The organism is Legionella bozemanae (genome assembly GCF_001648595.1).
In the GTDB taxonomy this organism is placed as follows: Bacteria; Pseudomonadota; Gammaproteobacteria; order Legionellales; family Legionellaceae; genus Legionella; species Legionella bozemanae.
In genome coordinates this window covers 30,498-47,255 of sequence record NZ_LBAW01000004.1, presented here as the reverse complement: position 1 = coordinate 47,255, position 16,758 = coordinate 30,498, and the positions used below count along the sequence as shown (strand labels likewise).

Genomic DNA, 16,758 nt, shown 5'->3' with positions numbered 1-16,758 from the left:
CTATGCCAATTTCAACATTTTCCAGTCGTGAATTTAATCAAGATGTAAGTAAAATAAAGAAAGCTGCTGCACGAGGCCCTGTGTTTATTACTGATAGAGGGCATCCAGCTCATGTCCTTTTATCCATTGAAGATTATTTAGAGTTAACTAAAACTAAAGAGACTATCGTGGATCTATTGGCTATGCCTGATTCATCAGATATCGAATTTGAAGCGCCTAAGATAAAAGGAACGATTTATCGTGTTGAGGAATTTGAGTAATGTATTTACTGGATACCAATGTAGTTTCAGAAATAAGAAAGGGGATAAAAGCTGATAGTAATGTACTCTCTTGGGCGAAAGCAGTTTCTACTTCCTCTCTGTTTTTGTCTGTAATTACCATTCTAGAATTGGAAGCAGGAGTATTGCAGAAAGAACGTAAAGACCCTTCGCAGGGAGCAATTTTGCGCAGTTGGCTAGATTCTCACGTATTACCATCTTTTTCAGATAGGGTTCTAAATATAGATGTAGCAGTAGCACTACGCTGTGCTAAATTGCATATTCCAAATCCTCGTTCTGAACGAGATGCACTCATAACAGCCACTGCATTAGTTCATGGATTAATAATAGTAACAAGAAATACTAAAGATTTTAAAGAAACAGGGGTGGAACTTTTCAATCCTTGGGAATAACCTATAGGGACGGTGCAGATTCATCCCCATTATCTACTGACACCATTAAGTGAACAAGAGTGATTGACTCCAAGACAAAATTTCTTTTTACTAACATCTCGATCCCACATTGAGTCGAATCTTATGCAATATACTATTGTCCCTATTCAAGAACAACATATTGAAGCCTTTTGGTCCGCGGTTGATAGTGTTGCTCGTGAGCGTAAATTTTTAGCTTTTTTAGAAGGGCCTCCGATTCAATTAACAAAAGAGTTTGTTTTAGATCATATTAAAAATAATTGGCCTCAAGTTGTAGCAATGCATCAGGATCAATTGGTGGGGTGGTGTGATATCAGTCCGCTTGACCGGCCTGTTTTTGCCCATGTTGGGTCTTTAGGAATTGGCGTCATTGCACCATACCGAGGACAGGGCATAGGCGAGGCCTTATTAAGCACCGCACTGCAGATGGCTCAGTTAAAGGGGTTAACGCGTATAGAGCTTACAGTGCGTGAGCATAATAAGGCGGCGATTGCCCTGTATGAAAAATATGGATTTGTAAAAGAAGGGATACATAAAAATGCAGTGCGGATCGACGGGGAATATGAAAATCATATTTTTATGGCATTGCTTTTTGAATAGAAAAAGAATGAATCGCGGATGTAATTCATTGGTACAACAATGATGGAATTGAATAAGGCACTATCCGTAGCCTGGGTGCAGCGAAGCGAAACCCGGGGGTTTGCTGTTCGCAGTTTCCCGGGTTACGGCTTACGCCTGCACCCGGGCTACAATGATGAAATTATATGAGTCACCACCTTATATTTCACTATTCACCACATTTTGTTTGATCTTCAGGAGAGCTTTGGGGTATCACTTAATTGGTGATCCAAGGATGTTTTTAATCGACCCAGTTCGTTTTTCATATCAATTACAATCGTTTTTACATGTTTAAGTATTTGATTATAAAAAACTTCTGATGAAAAGTGATTTAATGTTTTAATTTCATCATCAAAAATTTGATCCACTTGTTTAAAAAAATCATTGTCGCTCAGGTTCCCTTTATTAATAAGACTAATTATCCGTTGTTCACTTTTAAAGAGATTGTCCAAATCACAAAAGCAGTGATCAAGGAGAATGCCACATACTGGTAAATCCATTTCTGTTTGTTCATCGACAGGAATGGCTTTAATTTTTGCTTGAAACATATCAAGACATTCAATCTGAAAGGGAGAAAGTGAGTCCTTTTTAGTGTTTTTTAAGATATTTAATAACATTTCTTTGGTGCTTGGCATAATAATCGATCCATAGTTATTGCAAAGTGCGCAAATCATAACATTCGTGAATATAATTTTCACTTTAAATAATAGGGATGGATGTTCCCCAAATTGTGGTTTCGTTTAGATTGAGAAACGCCTCCTTCTGACTTTTTTGTATTAATAATTTTTTATTTAAAAAAATCTCTTTGTTAATCAATCCTTAAGCTTACTTGTTTTACTCTAATAAAAAGTGAAAAAGGAGACTACCATGTCAAACAAAAAACTAACTGAACGTTTGCACTATGAGCTTGATGAACTTGGTGTTCCTGCCTTAATGACAGAACGCATTCAAGCGTGTTCCAAGATGTTCGAATTACCTAAATTTAAAATAGAAGCCTTATTGCACGGGGTTACTTTAGATAACACTATCATGCAGAAAATTGCTGATGAACTTGAAGTAAGTACGGATTGGTTGTTTGGAACTGCTCCAGAAAAGACAAAACATTAACCTAAAAAACACTCTGGTTGGGCCTTGGCCCAGCGTCTTCCATCGAGATAAGAATTATTAAAAATTATTTGAATCACATAAAAAAGTTGGGCCAAGGCCCAACTTACACTTTGAATGTCATGGTTAAAAAATAATCAACGATGGTATTATTGAATATTAAGGTTTGTTGAGATTTGTGTCTATTTGTTCTTCATCAGCTATCCTTATACCTTCTTGCACAACTTTCTTAAACATCCCTTGTACATTTGTATCTTTTATAAGATCGTTTGAACTAAGGAGGCGTTTCGTATCAATATGTAAAAATACCAGTGCAGGTTTAATGAATTCTTTAATAGCATTCCATAAACTGACATCTGCAGCTAAAGGTTTATAAAACTCTGTCATTATTTGGGTACATGCCTCTTTAAATTGTTCCTCGTTCTTATTTCTGGCATATTGTTGTAATGCTTGGCCTAATCCCCCTATCACAGCTAATCTCGCCAAATCAGTTCCAAGGCTTATCTCTCCTTTTTTGTCTCCTTTATAGCTATTAAGGGCAACCACAAGATTAATAATAGAACTTACTGACTCAGGCATTTTTTTCCCTTTAACGAGTTTCAGTAACTGCTCACTCCCAGGGATTGGTTCCGGCCTCACTTTCTCCTGAGCCAGACGAAATGCTTGCCTTTGGATGCTAAAACCATTCTTTCCCTGTAGGTGGTCAGCAAACTTTTCACTCGCTTGGATTTGTTCTTCACTGCCGAATTTACTTGTAAGATCTCTTCTTAATTTATCCCAATTTACATTTGGATTTTCAGCTCCCTTCTTTGCGCCTTCTTCCTTCTTAACGGACTCCCCCTTTCTTGCTTCCGAACGTTCATGTTGTTCTACTATTCTTTTTCTTTGCTCTTTTCGTCTTTCTTCAAATGATTGAGTATCTTTAGGTTCTGATGCGCCTTTCCTTTTTTTAGGATCTAGTGTTGTCTTATGTAGGTTTCTAGACATAATTTCTCCTCGAAATGCTTAAAAAATAACGCCATAAGATAATTATAAACCATAAAGGATTAAAAATATACATATAGCTATCTGGTTGATTTTTTTCTTATGTACGTATTTTAAAACAATAAAGCTTAAGGTTTGATTAAAAAAGAACTTTTGTATAAGGTTTTTTTCATTCGAAGTTTATTTAGCTAAACCCAAGACATTTAGGAATCATCCAAATCGCTTCTAAGTTCTATACAAAAAATCTTGGGGGGCCTGAAAGTTACCAATTGGTTTTTGTACTACCTAAATAAATTACTTTAAAAATTAAAAAAGCCCATATTATTAACACAATATAGGCTTTTTAAGATTAAGCAATTATATTCTAAGCATGGTTTCATCTGGATTTTCCAAATTATCCATACCTTTTTGAATATCTTGGTCGATGCCAAAATGGGTCGGTTCCACCTTAAAAATTGGTCCTACATCAAATTCTGCAAGCCAATTATTTATCGCCTCTTTTACTTGGTTCCACCAACCAGGATCTTTCATCATCGATGCTTTATTTTCTGTAATTACGGTTACAGCACTGGTATAAAATTCTTGAGTGAAATGCTGTTTTGCCAATGGGCCTATATCGGCAAAATAAGTATGGTCTTTAAGAACAAGTCCTTCGGATTTTTTTCTAATTACAAGATGGTCGTTTATATCTTTTTCCCATTTTTTGATTGATACATCAAGTTTTGAAAGCACTCTTTTTGCAGCATCGTATGTTTCTTTTTGATGTATAAGCTCTTCATTCTCTAAAAGACTTTTAATTTTATCTCGTAAAGCTACAGTTTCTCCATAGATCTTTGGGGCCTTTTTCTCTAGCCACATTTGAACATATTTGTCTCGTTCCTTTCCTTCTGGCAATACAACACCTTTCTCTTTATCTTTTTTCGAGAGTTCCGCATGCTCTTCTTTAATTTGATCCTCTATATCTAGTTGACTCTTTCGAAGGTCTTCTGCTCTTTCTGCAAAACCTTTTCTAGGTTCTTCCCGTTCTTTTCTTTGGTTACGACGTTCTTCCTGTGCTATTGCTTTTTTTCTTTGTTCTGGATTAAGACCCTCATATCGACCTTTTTTCATAATCTGCTCCTCTAGGTGCTTAAAATTAGATTAATTAATAAAATTATAAATCATAAATACATAAAAATATACAAATATCAATATAATTTTGAAAAACCCTGTAATATTTTTTACAATTTCTTGACAAACGATAACTTATGACATACCATCTTCAGGATTCAATTTTTAAGTATCAGATACCAGCAGATACTTTACCTTGGCGCCTATTATACATTGCATGCCAAGTCATATTTATATTTCCTCTACTGTGTATTATAAACACTTAACCTTAAGGTTTGATTAACAAATAACCTCTTTTATTTTTATTTATTCTGAAAATTGAGAAAGGATGAATCAAGGACAGGATTTTTGAAATACTTAAAAAGCGATTTAATCGTTTGTAGCCTAGATGCAGCGGAACCCTGGGTGTTGAACGTGAATAAAATTTGTTAATTCAGGTCCCGCTGCGCTGTGCCCAACCTACAATTAGTTACAATTATTGTTAATAACGCAATCTACTAAACTGGTCGCAAAATGATAATTGTTGTTTTGGTCATGAATTACTTCCCAATCAAACACTCCCCCAAATCCTGGATAAGTTCGCGGTGGAATGTAGGTATCGCAACTTGATGGGCTGGCAACTCCAGTGCGCAAACATTGGATGGCTCGTTTGATGGTCCCAATGACTGCTGCAGGAGAGCCATCGCTTTGTCCTGATGCATTAGGTGCGGGATAGCCAAGAACCACTTGCGATGGGTTGAGATAACTGATGTAGGGTTGGAACCCTGTTTGTTGTCCGGAACTGGTGACCGCAGGCCAATTTTCTAATAAATCAGTTGCCATGGCTACGGAAGCATTGGGGGTGCTCGTATTGTTTGGATCATAACAAATTAAGTCGATGCCAAAAGTACAGCCTGCATTATACATTTGAATGCCGACCCACGCTAAAGATTGGTGGGTTTGCATTACTAAAGAGGCATAATTTCCCCAGGTGGCATCAAACCCTGAAGTAGCGGCAATGTTTGCAGTTTGCGGAGCCAAGGTAAGCAGTAAATTCGGATGATTGGTATGCATGGTATTAATGATATTGGCTAAAACGGCGATATCCCCTGTAGGATTGGCAAATGTCCCCCCTGCGTTTAACCCGCTTTCAATATCAAAATCAAATCCATCAAAATTGTATTGAGTTAATAGATTTTCTAATGAACTAATAAAAGTCTGTTGAAATACTGTAGGTGAAGAGGCGGCAGACACCACCTGATGAAAATTGACCGTGGTGTTTGCGATACTTGAGGAGGCACCACCTAAAGACAGCAATACCTTAATGCCAGCATTATGCAGGGATTGAATGTAACTTGCTGATACGGTATCGAAGGCAGAGGTAATTTGTCCCGGAGATGTCGTACTAAATACGCCAAAAGCTACAAGGATATGGGTATAACCTGCATTTGCCAAAGCAGTAGCAGGTGGCGGTGTTTGCCAGCCGGGCAGGTAGCCTATAATTCTGCCTCCAGTACTTGTGTTTTGAGTATAGGTAATGGTCTCGGTAGCAGAAGATGAGGCAGTTAAGGGTTGGGGAGAATAGCTGGTTGTATAACCATTAACTGCGGTTGCACTTACTGTGTAGACTATTCCATCAGTTAAGCTGACATTACCTGTTCCTGCTCCATTATTTAAAGGAATTGTTTCAGTTACAGGGGAACCGTTATTGGGAGTAAAGGTTGTATTAATGGAAGAAAGAGAAGTGGGGGCTCCTGCGACCGTAACAGGAATATTGTCCTGTGCGACCTGAACGCAATTATAGGTAAGTTGTACTGTTGGAGCAGAAATTGCTGCGGTAGCCGATGCTGGGGTAAATGTTGGAGTACAATTATAGCCATTATATGCTATTGCCGGAGTTGAAAAAGTATAGTTGACTCCATTGGTTAACTGGCTGATTACATTAATTGTGTTCCAATGAGCTTGAGCATTGGTTGCGCTTTGATTATCCATACGGGTTAAGGTTACTGTAGGAATGCCGGCATAGCCTGATAATTGGGATGGCAATGCAGCTAAGGCGATGTTGATGTTTCCTGTCGTTTGGCTTGCAGTATAGGTAAGCGTAGAGGAGACCGTGACGTCTGCAGAAACCGTTAAGCTTGCAGGATCTGCTACTCCTTGATACACGACGCCATTGCCGGCTGTAACATTCATTGGTGAAACGGTATAAACTCCAGTAGCCAGGCCGGATATGAGTTGTTGTCCAGACCAGGGAACCTGTACGGTACTCACAGTTTGTCCATTTAAAGTTAAATTCACTAAAGCATAGGTTTGCGAGACATTGGCTGGTTTTGTTGTAGCATTAATTAAATTGATATTACCTGTAGATGCTGGGGAATTTAAATAAACAAGAACACTATTGTCTACGTAATCTGCAGTAGGTTCTCCGTAAATAATGGTAAAAGAGCTTCCTTTAGGCAATTTGCTGTTGGCACCTGGATATGTGGGAAATTGTAATGAGAGTGAGGATAAGTACGTGCCGCCACTTTGGGGTTGTGATGTAATTTGCAAGTTATTAACTGGATAAGATAATGGTGCGAAGTTTCCCCAAAACGATGTATTAAGATTACTGCTATTAGAAAATGTTATTGTGGAATTTTGAAAATCTACCGTTTGATTGCAATTGTTGGTTAATTTCAACGAAATTGTTTTCCAGCTACTTGTACCTGTTGCGCTAAAGCTCCCGGTAATACATGAGGTGGGCTGAGGCACCACAATTGGAGTTTTGGCAAAACCCTGATTGAAGAAAAACAAGAAACCGACTAAGAATCCTATTCTTTTCATAAATTCCCTTAATTTTCATAAAATTAGTTATTGGTAAGCTTATTAACAATAAAGAGCTTTAGAGTTTAATGCAATATTTTTTATCTTATGTACTGTGCTTTATGCAAAAGTTTTGTCATCCCTGCGTAGGCAGGGATCCATCCATCAAAATAGTTCGTAACTCAAATTAAGCTAGCGAAGATTGTTTGACTCAATGACAAAGTATTTTTGCGAAATTGGAGATAAAATCTTCTAACAAAGCTTAGGATGTACATTGTAAATGGATCCCTGCCTACGCAGGGATGACAGTCTCTTAGACATTTCCTGTTAGATTTTGTGAGTAGATTTCTTAAATTGAAGGATCTTTATTTTTGTAAATGGATCCCTGCCTACGCAGGGATGACAGTCTCTTAGGCATTTCCTGTTAGATTTAGTGAATAGATTTCTTAAATTGAAGGATCTTTATCTTTTATTTTTATCCATTGTTCATCCGCTTTTTTGATATTACCTGAAATATCTTTTGCCCAAACACTTTGAATTTCTTTATTCAAATTAAGATAAAGTTTGCCATTCACAAGTTTCCATGCCAGGGGATCACTGATGACTTTATGACCAGCTGCTACGCCATAAGCACAATAACCACCATAGGCCGGTAGATATTTTTCAGGATCTGCGGCAAAGTTTTTTTTATTTTCTGTGCTTGCAAAAATGTAAGCGACACCATGATAAAATACGACATGGTTACCACTCCCCCGGATGGGGCCGCTTTTTTGTTGATAAGATACGAGATCATAACCTTGAGCTCCAACCAGACTGATTGGACTGTTTGTTGCAGCGAGTAAGGTCAGAGGGAATAAAAAAAGTAAAAAGAAAGAAGATAAAAAGCGCAGAGGTGAACCATTCATGTTTGATAACTCCTTAGTCTGGTTTATCTAATAGTATAGTTAGCCAATTTTTATTTCTTTCTGTTGGAACCGAATCATTTTAATCATTTGTAGCCTGGGTGCAGCGCAGCGGAACCCGGGATTAAGTAGTTTTTCATATCCAGAAATCCCGGGTTCCGCTGCGCTGCACCCAGGCTACAAGGCCATCTTAGTGAAAATCGTTATAATCCATGGCCAATAATTGTGATCCTTTTCTATAGCTTTCCGAGAAATCGAGCAGTTCAGGTGGATTTTTTTCACACCATCGAATTGCAGTAATTGTTGGCAGAGTGTCTTTATTGTGTTGCGAAGACCATTGAGCATGTTCTAACAATAAACTCGCTGCATAGGTTTGTGCTAATGCAAAAGCAAGTTGTCGTGCTCCTGCTTGCTGCTCTTCATCACTCATCTGCGATATAGACTGGATGTAATTTCCCAGTTTTTGAGTGGTGTGCTGAATTTTCACTTGCGATTGAATGAGTTCTTTATTGGCGATATGGCTTAATCGTTTTTTGATGTCTTCAAGAAAAAAGAAAGCCGCATTCTCTTTATGCATAGCGCGTAATGCATCAAGACTGAGAATATTGGTTGTGCCTTCCCATATGGATAAGACTTGTGCGTTTCTTAATAATTGTGGAAGCCCTGTATCTTCAATATAGCCTGCCCCTCCAAAAGCTTCTAATGCTTCACTAACTAAAGCAATTGACTGTTTTGCCGTATAAAGTTTTATCAATGGAGTCAAAAGCCTTAGTACAGCCCGTTCGGTTTCTGTTGCTTCACCTAATTCATCCTTTCCCAACAGTTCAATAGCATGAAAAACCAGATGGAATGCTGCAGTAAATTCTAATTGCATACTTGCTAATGTTTCCAGATGGAGTACATGCTTTGACAAAGTGTGGCCAAAAGCAACACGTTTTGTTGCATAATCACGAGCAAGTGCAAGGGCTCGACGCATATAACCAACAGCACAACATGCATTGTATATGCGTGTAATATTAAACAGAGAAGAAATTTTTTTAACACCATCACCTGCATTTCCAACTAAGAGGGCAGGAGCATCCTCTAAAGTTAATTCTGCAGTAGGTAAGGCACGAGTACCTAATTTATCTTTTAGACGATTGATACGAATGCCATTCAGTTTGCCCATTGGATCACGAAGCTCCAGATAAAACAAACTGAGCCCTTTACTGCCTTCGGGAGCTCCCTCAATACGGGCAAGAGTCATGGCGATTTGTGAGGTTGTGGCAGAAGTGAACCATTTAACGCCGCTGAGACGAAAATGGGAGCCATCTGGTCTGGCGATGGTTGAAGTGTTGCTGACATCAGAGCCTCCTGTACGTTCAGTCATCCATTGTCCCGAAGTCCAGAAGCGGGCTGGATCAGAAGAAGTCAGATGGGGGAATGCATGGTTTTTTAATGATTCATCCGCATAAAGCTCTAAGGCACGCGCAGCGCCATCGGTCATTGCTAGAGGACACGTATAAATTGCTGATGAAGGATGAAACAAATACAATTTGGCAAATTGATGTATGCGTGATAACGCACCATGCTGCCGTTCATAACCTATGGCAATTAATTTTTCCTCCGCAGAGATTTTATCAAGCTCCTTCCATGCTTGCGACACTTCAATATGATCAATACGTTTGCCCCAGGGATCATAAGGGACATGCTTGGGGGGGAATGCTTCAGCCTCTTGTCCTAATTTATAAATATCTTCAATAACTCGTTGGCCAAGACGATGCAATTCCGGCTGAACTTGAGTCAACATGGAAGAAGGGAGTTTCCATTCCAGATAAGCCTTTAAAACTCGATCTTCATCATATTGATTGCCCAAGCGTGGAGGTGTTTGAAAAAAATCACTCATGGATCTATTCCTTTAGATTTTAATTCTATCTATCTTAACCGGCCTAAAGAAAGGAGGCAATCTGGAAAACCTGTATGCTTGTTTCTGCCTGAGAGCTCTTTACAACATTGTAAAATTAAAGTGAGGAATGCATCGTTTATCTTGATTCTGTCAATCCCTGCGCAGGTATGACGGAATGAGTGAGGGCGACCGGGTTATTCCTAATCCTTTTGTGACGGACTGAGTCTCTCACTCGAGTCCGTCATGAAAAATTAGTAATTTAGAGCATTCTTAATTTCTGGTTTATCCATTTCCTCTTCTTGTTTTTTGCTGGCTGAAAACAACCCTAACTTACTGCAGGTTGCTTCATAATAAAGACGGGTTTTTTGATATTGTCTGCATACCATTTCTTGTACTGCTGTGGGTAATATTCCTATAGTGCCATAGACTTTTACATTACCAGTGGGCTTTTTATCTTCAGGATATTTTTTTACTGCAGCTATAGATTCCTGTAGATCACTAATGAACTTATCTTCAAAATGTTCAACTAAAGTATGAACGTGGGTCAAACATAAATGAAATCCATCAGGTTTTTGCAATAAATTCAATTTCCAACCACGTTTTTCTAATTCATCAGCAATAAAATGTGAGTTTAACGTGTCGCTGCGAAAACCCAATATGGACCATTGAGGGGTTCCAAAAATATAAATGTCTTTTTTTCCTGATTCATTGGGTTTTGATAATTGTTCGACTCGGTCTTGCAGCCGTTGACGCATTGCGATGATGCTTTCAGAAATTTCCTGATATTTTTTATGTCCGTAATAGGAGAGTGTGGCATATATTTCTGCAACTCGTGCCCCACTGGTTGAACCATCCAAAATACCGGGTGTAGTGTAAAGTCCACCTGACCAGTTTAAAGCAGCATATACCGACAAAGCAGGGGAGTCATCACTGAATAGGCAGACTGAGGTTCCTTTAGGACAGCAGCCATATTTATGCAAATCGGCAGAAATTGAGGTCACTCCCTTAACACGAAAATCCATAGGATTCTTTGAGGTATCAAGAAAAGCAGTTAAAAATCCGCCTAAACAGGCATCGACGTGAAACGGAACTCCTTTTTCTTGTGCTAATTGGCCTAATTCACTAATCGGATCATGAATACCATTCATAAAGGAAGGTGCAGAGCCAACGATTACAGCAGTATTGCTCGAAATGTATTTCCGCATGTCACTCGCGGTAACTGCACCTGTTTTAGGATCGACTGGAACGGTGATGAGTCGAGCCCCTGTTAAGTCAGCTGCTTTTTTAAACGCTGCATGTGCTGTTTCAGGAACTACAATTTCAGGATATTTAATTCCTTTGGCACGTGCATGGATTACATAAGCGGCCATTGCTTCAATGATACTTGTAGAACCTCCGTGTGTGATCAGACCATAACTCTCTTTAGAACCGCCAAATAATTCCTGACACCAGCGGATAATCTCAGCTTGCATGGCGATAATACGTGGCCATTTATCATGTAGAGGATTAGTTAAAGCAGTTTTAGCATATACTTCTTTTAGCAATTCAGTCAGTTCTTGGGGGTGGACAGCATAGAGCGCCCCTGAATCTTGTCCATCTCCTTGCTGCACAGTAAATTGTCTTGCCTTATCATCGTTTTGTACTTCGCCGAAGTTAAAAAAACACTCTTCAGGATTGATGCCGAATTCTTTTAAAATCAAGACAGGCGATACACTTTCTTCAGGAATTTTATCTTGGAGCGCCATTTGGCTACGTAATTCTTTTAGCTTTTCTTTAGTACTTTGGAGATCTTTGTTGAGCTCCTTATCCAGGTACGCCTTTACCTGGGGTAAGTTTTTACCCAGGCTATAGGCTGTATCAATTACGCGTTGCTTGTAGGTTGTGTTATTTCGTGCACGATAAGCCTGAGCAATTGCAGGATATTGCTGCCAGAGAAAATAAAGGGCTGCTGTAGCGAAAACAATTTGATGGGCGGGAGTGTCTTTAAACGTTTCGTCAAATCCTTCAAGAGCACTGTTCAAGAGTTGGGTAATATAAGTCAACATAATCATACATCCTTTTATTTGAATTGAGTGCGCATATTAAACCCTTTCAATGCCTTATGTCACGAATGGAAAGGTTTTGCTTCACGATAATACTCAAGTACACTGTATCTTTTTATTTAGGGTAAGTATCGATGAGATCACATAATCTTTTAACCTGGGTGCATCATCTTTTCTTGTTTTATAAAGAAAAAGTGTTTCGGAAATTATTACCAATAACACTCATTATTGTCGTATACGCTGAAATAATCCTTTATTTTTTTGAAAATGCAGCACGCTATAATTTAGGTCAATTTCATCTAATTTTTAGCTTTATCCTCACTATAGTTATTAGTTTCAGGGTAAACACCAGTTACTCACGTTGGTGGGAAGGACGAATTTTATGGGGTTCAATCGTTAATAATTGCAGAAACTTAGGTTTAAAATTCGATGCGTTTATTGGCTTACATGAATGTCCTGATTTTTATGAATTGTTGAAAAAATTACCTGTTATTATCAAAGCCCATTTACGCAAAGAAAATAGGGAGCTTCATACGGAGTTGCTTTCCTTATGTATTCATGAATTCGAAGGAAAAAATCCTGTACTTTTGGTAACCCAAAAAATGTATCGTATTCTGAATCAATTACGTCAAGAAAATAAATTGCAACTTGAGCAATACCTGGCGCTGGACATCCATTTAGCTAATTTGATTGACATGACTGGAGGTTGTGAGCGAATTGCAAATACTCCTGTACCGCCAGCTTTTGCTTTTTTTGTAAAGCAAGCAATGCTTTTTTATGCCATCATGTTCCCTTTCGGTTGGGTAGATACCTTCGGATTTTTGATTATTCCAATGATGGTCATGATCGTATATATTTTGTTGGGGTTGGAAATGTTATCTGAAGAGTTAGAAGAGCCTTTTGGTAAAGATGATAACGATTTACCTTTAGGTGTTATTGCAAAAAATATTGTACGAAATGTAGAGCAAATCGCTGAATTCTAGAGCGAGTTTAAGATGGGGCTACGCATCTACAGCTTTGTGGTATGCCATCTTGAAAAATAAAAATACATGGGTTAATTTCCTAATAAAAACAACTTATTAATCCATATTATAAATCAACCATAAATTGACAGTAACAGCCCAAAAAGCACATCATAGTTCCCGGAACTGTGCTGTTCATTATGAGATAAGGAGGCTCAAATGGTAAATAAAGGTACGCCGGATCACGAACACTGCCATATACATCCAAATAAATGTATTTCTTGGACAGCTATTTTTGTTGGTGCTCTAACTGCGCTAGGTCTTAGTTTTTTATTAAATCTTTTAGGAATTGCTATCGGGTTAAGTGCCTTTAAAACGATGAGTAATGGATCAGTCATTGTAGTTGTGGGTGGTTTGTTGGGAATAATTATTGGTATTGTGATCTCCACGATTATTGCTGGTTATGTCGCCGGCTACTTGGGACGATTGTATTGTCCTGAACGTAATTTGGGGACTATTTATGGTTTTACTACCTGGGTTTTGGCTTTAATCTTGGGGGCTGCACTGATAGGGCTTTTAAGTCAATATGTAGTAACCTATACTAACTCCGTTTCACGAACAGTAGTAGCAGTTCCCATTACAGTGAATCAAATTTCCACTCCTGTTGGTACTACCAAAATTTCTTCTTTAACAAAGAATGGTCAAAAAGAGGCTGTAGTAGAGGTTAATGTGACTCCAACAAATCTTGCTTCAGGAGCACTCATAATTTTTGTACTGTTTCTCGTGGGAGCTATATTCACTTGTCTTGGTGCAAGTTGGGGAATGCACTGCAAGAAAGATAATGACTCACTTTAAAAAAGATATCCAAACGGTATTTGCCTGCATCTGCGGTGATGCAGGCAAATATACTCCAATTAAAAAGGACAATTAAAATCGTAAGGAAATACTACTGAAACACTATTGTCCGAACCATTTAAAATAACTGGCCCTGCTTTTAAAACACATTGACCAATAACCGGTCCTTGCAACAAGGTTGGTATTGAATATACGGTTGCACTGATTGCCAGAGGAACTGGAGTGCAGGGCAATCTGTCAATAAATTGAGGTGCTTTTCCACCGAACAACGTGAGTGATTTACTTAAACCAAATTCATTGGTCACATTAAATGCGACGTTTTGATTAAATTGCACGGGTGGCGTAGCAACAGCAACTTCAATTTTACAGCTTAAATCCTCATTTGCATAAGCAGGAACAAAAGCAGATAAGTTAATCGTACAAAGAGATACCATAATCATTTTTTTCAACATAACAAACTCCTGGTTTTGGATCATTAGTGGGATTAAAAATTGATGCGCTGCTTGTTACAACAGGTACTAGAGCATCATTTCTTGCTTCGTCAATGCTCGGGTAAATATTGATGTCATGTATAACCATAAGATATGGAAAAAATCTGTCATGTCCGCGCAGGCGGAGGGCTTCCAATTAGCTTAAAGTTTTTGTTGACACATGCTCAAAAATATAAGTTTAATCCGCTCATGCTGAGGAGGCGTTTTAACGCCGTCTCGAAGCATTAGTCCAACACAAAACGGAGTTAAGCATGTTCTATGTCTATATTCTTCAATGCCGAGATGGCAGCTATTATACAGGCCATACTGATAATCTTGAAGTTCGTTTATACCAACATCAAAACAAAATTTTTCCGAATTGCTATACCAGTACTCGTTTGCCAGTAAAATTAATGTATTCTGAATCTTTTAATACAAGAGAAGAAGCCTACATTGCTGAAAAACAAATTCAGGGCTGGAGTCGTAGAAAAAAAGAAGCTCTTTTTCGTCAAGACTGGAATGCTTTATCGGTTTATGCTTCGAGACGGCGTTAAAACGCCTCCTCAGCATGAGCGGATTTTAAAGTCAACAAAAACTTAAGGCTAATGCCTGCGCGGGCATGACAGATTTGTTGTCATGGATAGAGAAAAAAGATAATTTATAGCACATTTTATGAGCATAAATTGATGCAAGTTAATTTTATGAAATACTGAGGGCTGTTTTCATGTGAATAGTTTGCTTGGGAGTTTCGGAACTTATATAAGAGTATTTAGTGTTTCATTTTACTCAATCGCAAGTAACGCTGTCATCCCCGCGCAGGCGGGGATCCATTTTTTATATGGGCAATGAGCTCAACTATGAATGGATTCCTATCATGACAACATCCGCTTTATGCTTCGCATGATGGCTATGGCTTCGGAGCCCAGAAATCGGGTCAATTTGACAAGATATTAAAATTGGAAAATTTTTTGAGCCTGTCTGCTATATTCGTTGAAAATTAGTTAGAATGATGGGGGTTAGTATCAATTAAAGGGAAATAATGACTAGAACCATTCTTAAAAGTCGATTGCTTGCTCGACTCGTTCTAATGATTTTTATTGGGATGGGCTGTACGGTTCATGCTTATGCATTTTTTCCTAATAGCACGAAGCAAACCAACACAACTTCTAATTCTGCTCAGGTCAAACCAAAACAAAATCAGGAAATCATCGTATTAATACATGGTTTGATGCGTACTTCCCTCAGTATGTGGCCATTAAAAATTTATCTAAAAAGACAAGGTTATCTCGTTTATTCCTATAGTTATCCTTCTGCAAAATACAGTATCCAGGAACATGGGATTTATTTGAATCGGTTTATTAAAAATTTATTAGAGAAAAATCCAGGTGTTAAAATTAATTTTATTACTCATAGTCTTGGAGGCATTATTACTCGAGAGGCATTATCCAGCTTTTCGCCAAAACAATTAAAAAATATTGGCAGTCTCATCATGTTGGCTCCGCCAAATCAAGGTTCAAAACTGGCGAAGCTTTCTACGGAAATATTTCCCATGCTCACTTCTCCAATCAAACCATTAGTTGAATTAAGTTCTGATCACACCTCATACGTACATCATGTATCGGTACCAAACATTAAAATAGGGATTATCGCAGGACGTTATGATGCGAAAGTACCGCCTGAGTTTGCTCGTTTAGAAGGACAAAATGAGCCAATGATTGTTGATTCCAACCATACTTTTATTATGAATAATGCAAAAACCAGGCAGTTAATTATGAGTTTCTTAAAACAAGGAACTTTTGCACCAGTAGCGGAGCGTCACTCTAAAAAAAGTGGATGAAAATTTTATCTAGTAGAATATAACAGCTGAGTTGTTACCAAATTGCCATTGCCATGTTCAGATCTTCTTCTTCTTGATCTGAACCCCAATCATAGTCTGTTCCTTCATCATAACCTCGAATCATGGAGCTTAACGTACGGATAATGAAAAGAATAGGATGAATGGCAATGCTGACTAGACTGAGCGCAGTACCTACTATATCGTCGACAAGATTTAAAGCATGGCTGGGTAAACTGGGCCAACAAAAGGGATTTAAAAGAAAAAATGGGGTAGCGACTACACGTAATAAAAAAGCAGTCAGGTCATACAGGGCGCGAAAAATATGACAGAAAAAACTGATAATCGCGTCAAGATGAAAACCAAAATTATAGTAAGGGTAGAACTTAAATTCTGCATAAATTGCAGAAGCTGCTGTAGATGTGGCATTAAAAAAGGTACTCAGAATAATTCTCCTGAGAAAACAACAGAGCGCCATATTATCGCATTTTTTATTATAGTGCTATTGTTTTGCTTCTTAACT

Annotated in this window: 17 protein-coding genes; 8 read left to right on the top strand and 9 right to left on the bottom strand. The window is 38.2% G+C overall.

Annotation, left to right across the window (positions count from 1 at the left end; translation table 11 throughout):
• Positions 1-2: 2 nt before the first annotated feature.
• The 3 genes from A8O27_RS04600 (at position 3) to A8O27_RS04590 (ending at position 1,288) form a co-directional block, all read left to right on the top strand.
• Positions 3-260 carry a type II toxin-antitoxin system Phd/YefM family antitoxin gene (locus tag A8O27_RS04600; RefSeq protein WP_058460207.1) on the top strand — a complete coding sequence of 86 codons (258 nt, stop codon included), beginning with the start codon at positions 3-5 and terminating at the stop codon, positions 258-260.
• Positions 260-670, top strand: coding sequence for a type II toxin-antitoxin system VapC family toxin (locus A8O27_RS04595; protein WP_058460208.1), 411 nt, complete (start codon positions 260-262; stop codon positions 668-670). The genes A8O27_RS04600 and A8O27_RS04595 overlap by 1 nt, the downstream gene beginning before the upstream one ends.
• 123 nt (positions 671-793) lie before the next feature.
• A complete protein-coding gene (locus A8O27_RS04590) occupies positions 794-1,288 on the top strand; it encodes a GNAT family N-acetyltransferase (protein ID WP_058460209.1) in 495 nt (164 codons plus the stop codon).
• Between the two features lie 212 nt (positions 1,289-1,500).
• Here the strand turns inward: A8O27_RS04590 and A8O27_RS04585 are convergent, their stop codons facing one another.
• Entirely contained in the window at positions 1,501-1,941 is a 441-nt protein-coding gene (locus A8O27_RS04585) for a hypothetical protein (RefSeq protein WP_058460210.1), read from the bottom strand.
• A gap of 232 nt (positions 1,942-2,173) precedes the next feature.
• Between A8O27_RS04585 and A8O27_RS04580 the strand changes: the two genes are divergently transcribed.
• Positions 2,174-2,413: a hypothetical protein gene (locus A8O27_RS04580; protein WP_058460211.1), complete on the top strand. Its 240-nt coding sequence runs from the start codon at positions 2,174-2,176 to the stop codon at positions 2,411-2,413.
• Between the two features lie 156 nt (positions 2,414-2,569).
• On the opposite strand, the gene A8O27_RS04575 is transcribed toward A8O27_RS04580, so the two are convergent.
• The 6 genes from A8O27_RS04575 to A8O27_RS04550 form a co-directional block, all read right to left on the bottom strand.
• Positions 2,570-3,397: a hypothetical protein gene (locus A8O27_RS04575; RefSeq protein ID WP_058460212.1), complete on the bottom strand. Its 828-nt coding sequence runs from the start codon at positions 3,395-3,397 to the stop codon at positions 2,570-2,572.
• 354 nt (positions 3,398-3,751) lie between these two features.
• The gene (locus A8O27_RS04570; protein WP_058460213.1) at positions 3,752-4,504 is read right to left on the bottom strand and encodes a hypothetical protein; all 753 of its coding nucleotides are present in this window, start codon (positions 4,502-4,504) and stop codon (positions 3,752-3,754) included.
• Positions 4,505-4,969: 465 nt separating this feature from the next.
• Complete coding sequence (locus A8O27_RS04565; RefSeq protein ID WP_058460214.1) at positions 4,970-7,306, bottom strand: glycosyl hydrolase family 18 protein; 2,337 nt, start codon at positions 7,304-7,306, stop codon at positions 4,970-4,972.
• Between the two features lie 425 nt (positions 7,307-7,731).
• Positions 7,732-8,190, bottom strand: coding sequence for a YHS domain-containing (seleno)protein (locus A8O27_RS04560; RefSeq protein ID WP_115684317.1), 459 nt, complete (start codon positions 8,188-8,190; stop codon positions 7,732-7,734).
• A gap of 187 nt (positions 8,191-8,377) precedes the next feature.
• The gene (locus A8O27_RS04555; protein ID WP_058460215.1) at positions 8,378-10,072 is read right to left on the bottom strand and encodes an acyl-CoA dehydrogenase family protein; all 1,695 of its coding nucleotides are present in this window, start codon (positions 10,070-10,072) and stop codon (positions 8,378-8,380) included.
• 251 nt (positions 10,073-10,323) lie between these two features.
• Positions 10,324-12,117, bottom strand: a complete 1,794-nt coding sequence (locus A8O27_RS04550) for a pyridoxal phosphate-dependent decarboxylase family protein (protein WP_058460216.1) — start codon at positions 12,115-12,117, stop codon at positions 10,324-10,326.
• Between the two features lie 131 nt (positions 12,118-12,248).
• On the opposite strand from A8O27_RS04550, the gene A8O27_RS04545 reads away from it, so the two are divergent.
• Positions 12,249-13,097 carry a bestrophin family protein gene (locus A8O27_RS04545; protein WP_058460217.1) on the top strand — a complete coding sequence of 283 codons (849 nt, stop codon included), beginning with the start codon at positions 12,249-12,251 and terminating at the stop codon, positions 13,095-13,097.
• Between the two features lie 198 nt (positions 13,098-13,295).
• Positions 13,296-13,931 carry a hypothetical protein gene (locus A8O27_RS04540; protein WP_058460218.1) on the top strand — a complete coding sequence of 212 codons (636 nt, stop codon included), beginning with the start codon at positions 13,296-13,298 and terminating at the stop codon, positions 13,929-13,931.
• A gap of 59 nt (positions 13,932-13,990) precedes the next feature.
• On the opposite strand, the gene A8O27_RS04535 is transcribed toward A8O27_RS04540, so the two are convergent.
• Entirely contained in the window at positions 13,991-14,383 is a 393-nt protein-coding gene (locus A8O27_RS04535; protein WP_058460219.1) for a hypothetical protein, read from the bottom strand.
• A 290-nt stretch (positions 14,384-14,673) separates the two neighbouring features.
• Between A8O27_RS04535 and A8O27_RS04530 the strand changes: the two genes are divergently transcribed.
• Together A8O27_RS04530 and A8O27_RS04525 are read left to right on the top strand one after the other, a co-directional pair.
• Positions 14,674-14,955 carry a GIY-YIG nuclease family protein gene (locus A8O27_RS04530; RefSeq protein WP_058460220.1) on the top strand — a complete coding sequence of 94 codons (282 nt, stop codon included), beginning with the start codon at positions 14,674-14,676 and terminating at the stop codon, positions 14,953-14,955.
• A gap of 485 nt (positions 14,956-15,440) precedes the next feature.
• The gene (locus tag A8O27_RS04525; protein ID WP_058460221.1) at positions 15,441-16,238 is read left to right on the top strand and encodes an esterase/lipase family protein; all 798 of its coding nucleotides are present in this window, start codon (positions 15,441-15,443) and stop codon (positions 16,236-16,238) included.
• A 34-nt stretch (positions 16,239-16,272) separates the two neighbouring features.
• Here A8O27_RS04525 and A8O27_RS04520 read toward each other — a convergent pair whose 3' ends face one another.
• On the bottom strand, positions 16,273-16,713 hold the full coding sequence (locus A8O27_RS04520; RefSeq protein ID WP_058460222.1) for a hypothetical protein: 441 nt from the start codon (positions 16,711-16,713) through the stop codon (positions 16,273-16,275).
• Positions 16,714-16,758: the final 45 nt, after the last annotated feature.

Coding starts and splice junctions, on each gene's coding strand:
- A8O27_RS04600 (WP_058460207.1), top strand. CDS start 3: ATGCCAATTTCAACATTTTCCAGTCGTGAATTTAATCAAGATGTAAGT.
- A8O27_RS04595 (WP_058460208.1), top strand. CDS start 260: ATGTATTTACTGGATACCAATGTAGTTTCAGAAATAAGAAAGGGGATA.
- A8O27_RS04590 (WP_058460209.1), top strand. CDS start 794: ATGCAATATACTATTGTCCCTATTCAAGAACAACATATTGAAGCCTTT.
- A8O27_RS04585 (WP_058460210.1), bottom strand. CDS start 1,941: ATGCCAAGCACCAAAGAAATGTTATTAAATATCTTAAAAAACACTAAA.
- A8O27_RS04580 (WP_058460211.1), top strand. CDS start 2,174: ATGTCAAACAAAAAACTAACTGAACGTTTGCACTATGAGCTTGATGAA.
- A8O27_RS04575 (WP_058460212.1), bottom strand. CDS start 3,397: ATGTCTAGAAACCTACATAAGACAACACTAGATCCTAAAAAAAGGAAA.
- A8O27_RS04570 (WP_058460213.1), bottom strand. CDS start 4,504: ATGAAAAAAGGTCGATATGAGGGTCTTAATCCAGAACAAAGAAAAAAA.
- A8O27_RS04565 (WP_058460214.1), bottom strand. CDS start 7,306: ATGAAAAGAATAGGATTCTTAGTCGGTTTCTTGTTTTTCTTCAATCAG.
- A8O27_RS04560 (WP_115684317.1), bottom strand. CDS start 8,190: ATGAATGGTTCACCTCTGCGCTTTTTATCTTCTTTCTTTTTACTTTTT.
- A8O27_RS04555 (WP_058460215.1), bottom strand. CDS start 10,072: ATGAGTGATTTTTTTCAAACACCTCCACGCTTGGGCAATCAATATGAT.
- A8O27_RS04550 (WP_058460216.1), bottom strand. CDS start 12,117: ATGTTGACTTATATTACCCAACTCTTGAACAGTGCTCTTGAAGGATTT.
- A8O27_RS04545 (WP_058460217.1), top strand. CDS start 12,249: ATGAGATCACATAATCTTTTAACCTGGGTGCATCATCTTTTCTTGTTT.
- A8O27_RS04540 (WP_058460218.1), top strand. CDS start 13,296: ATGGTAAATAAAGGTACGCCGGATCACGAACACTGCCATATACATCCA.
- A8O27_RS04535 (WP_058460219.1), bottom strand. CDS start 14,383: ATGTTGAAAAAAATGATTATGGTATCTCTTTGTACGATTAACTTATCT.
- A8O27_RS04530 (WP_058460220.1), top strand. CDS start 14,674: ATGTTCTATGTCTATATTCTTCAATGCCGAGATGGCAGCTATTATACA.
- A8O27_RS04525 (WP_058460221.1), top strand. CDS start 15,441: ATGACTAGAACCATTCTTAAAAGTCGATTGCTTGCTCGACTCGTTCTA.
- A8O27_RS04520 (WP_058460222.1), bottom strand. CDS start 16,713: ATGGCGCTCTGTTGTTTTCTCAGGAGAATTATTCTGAGTACCTTTTTT.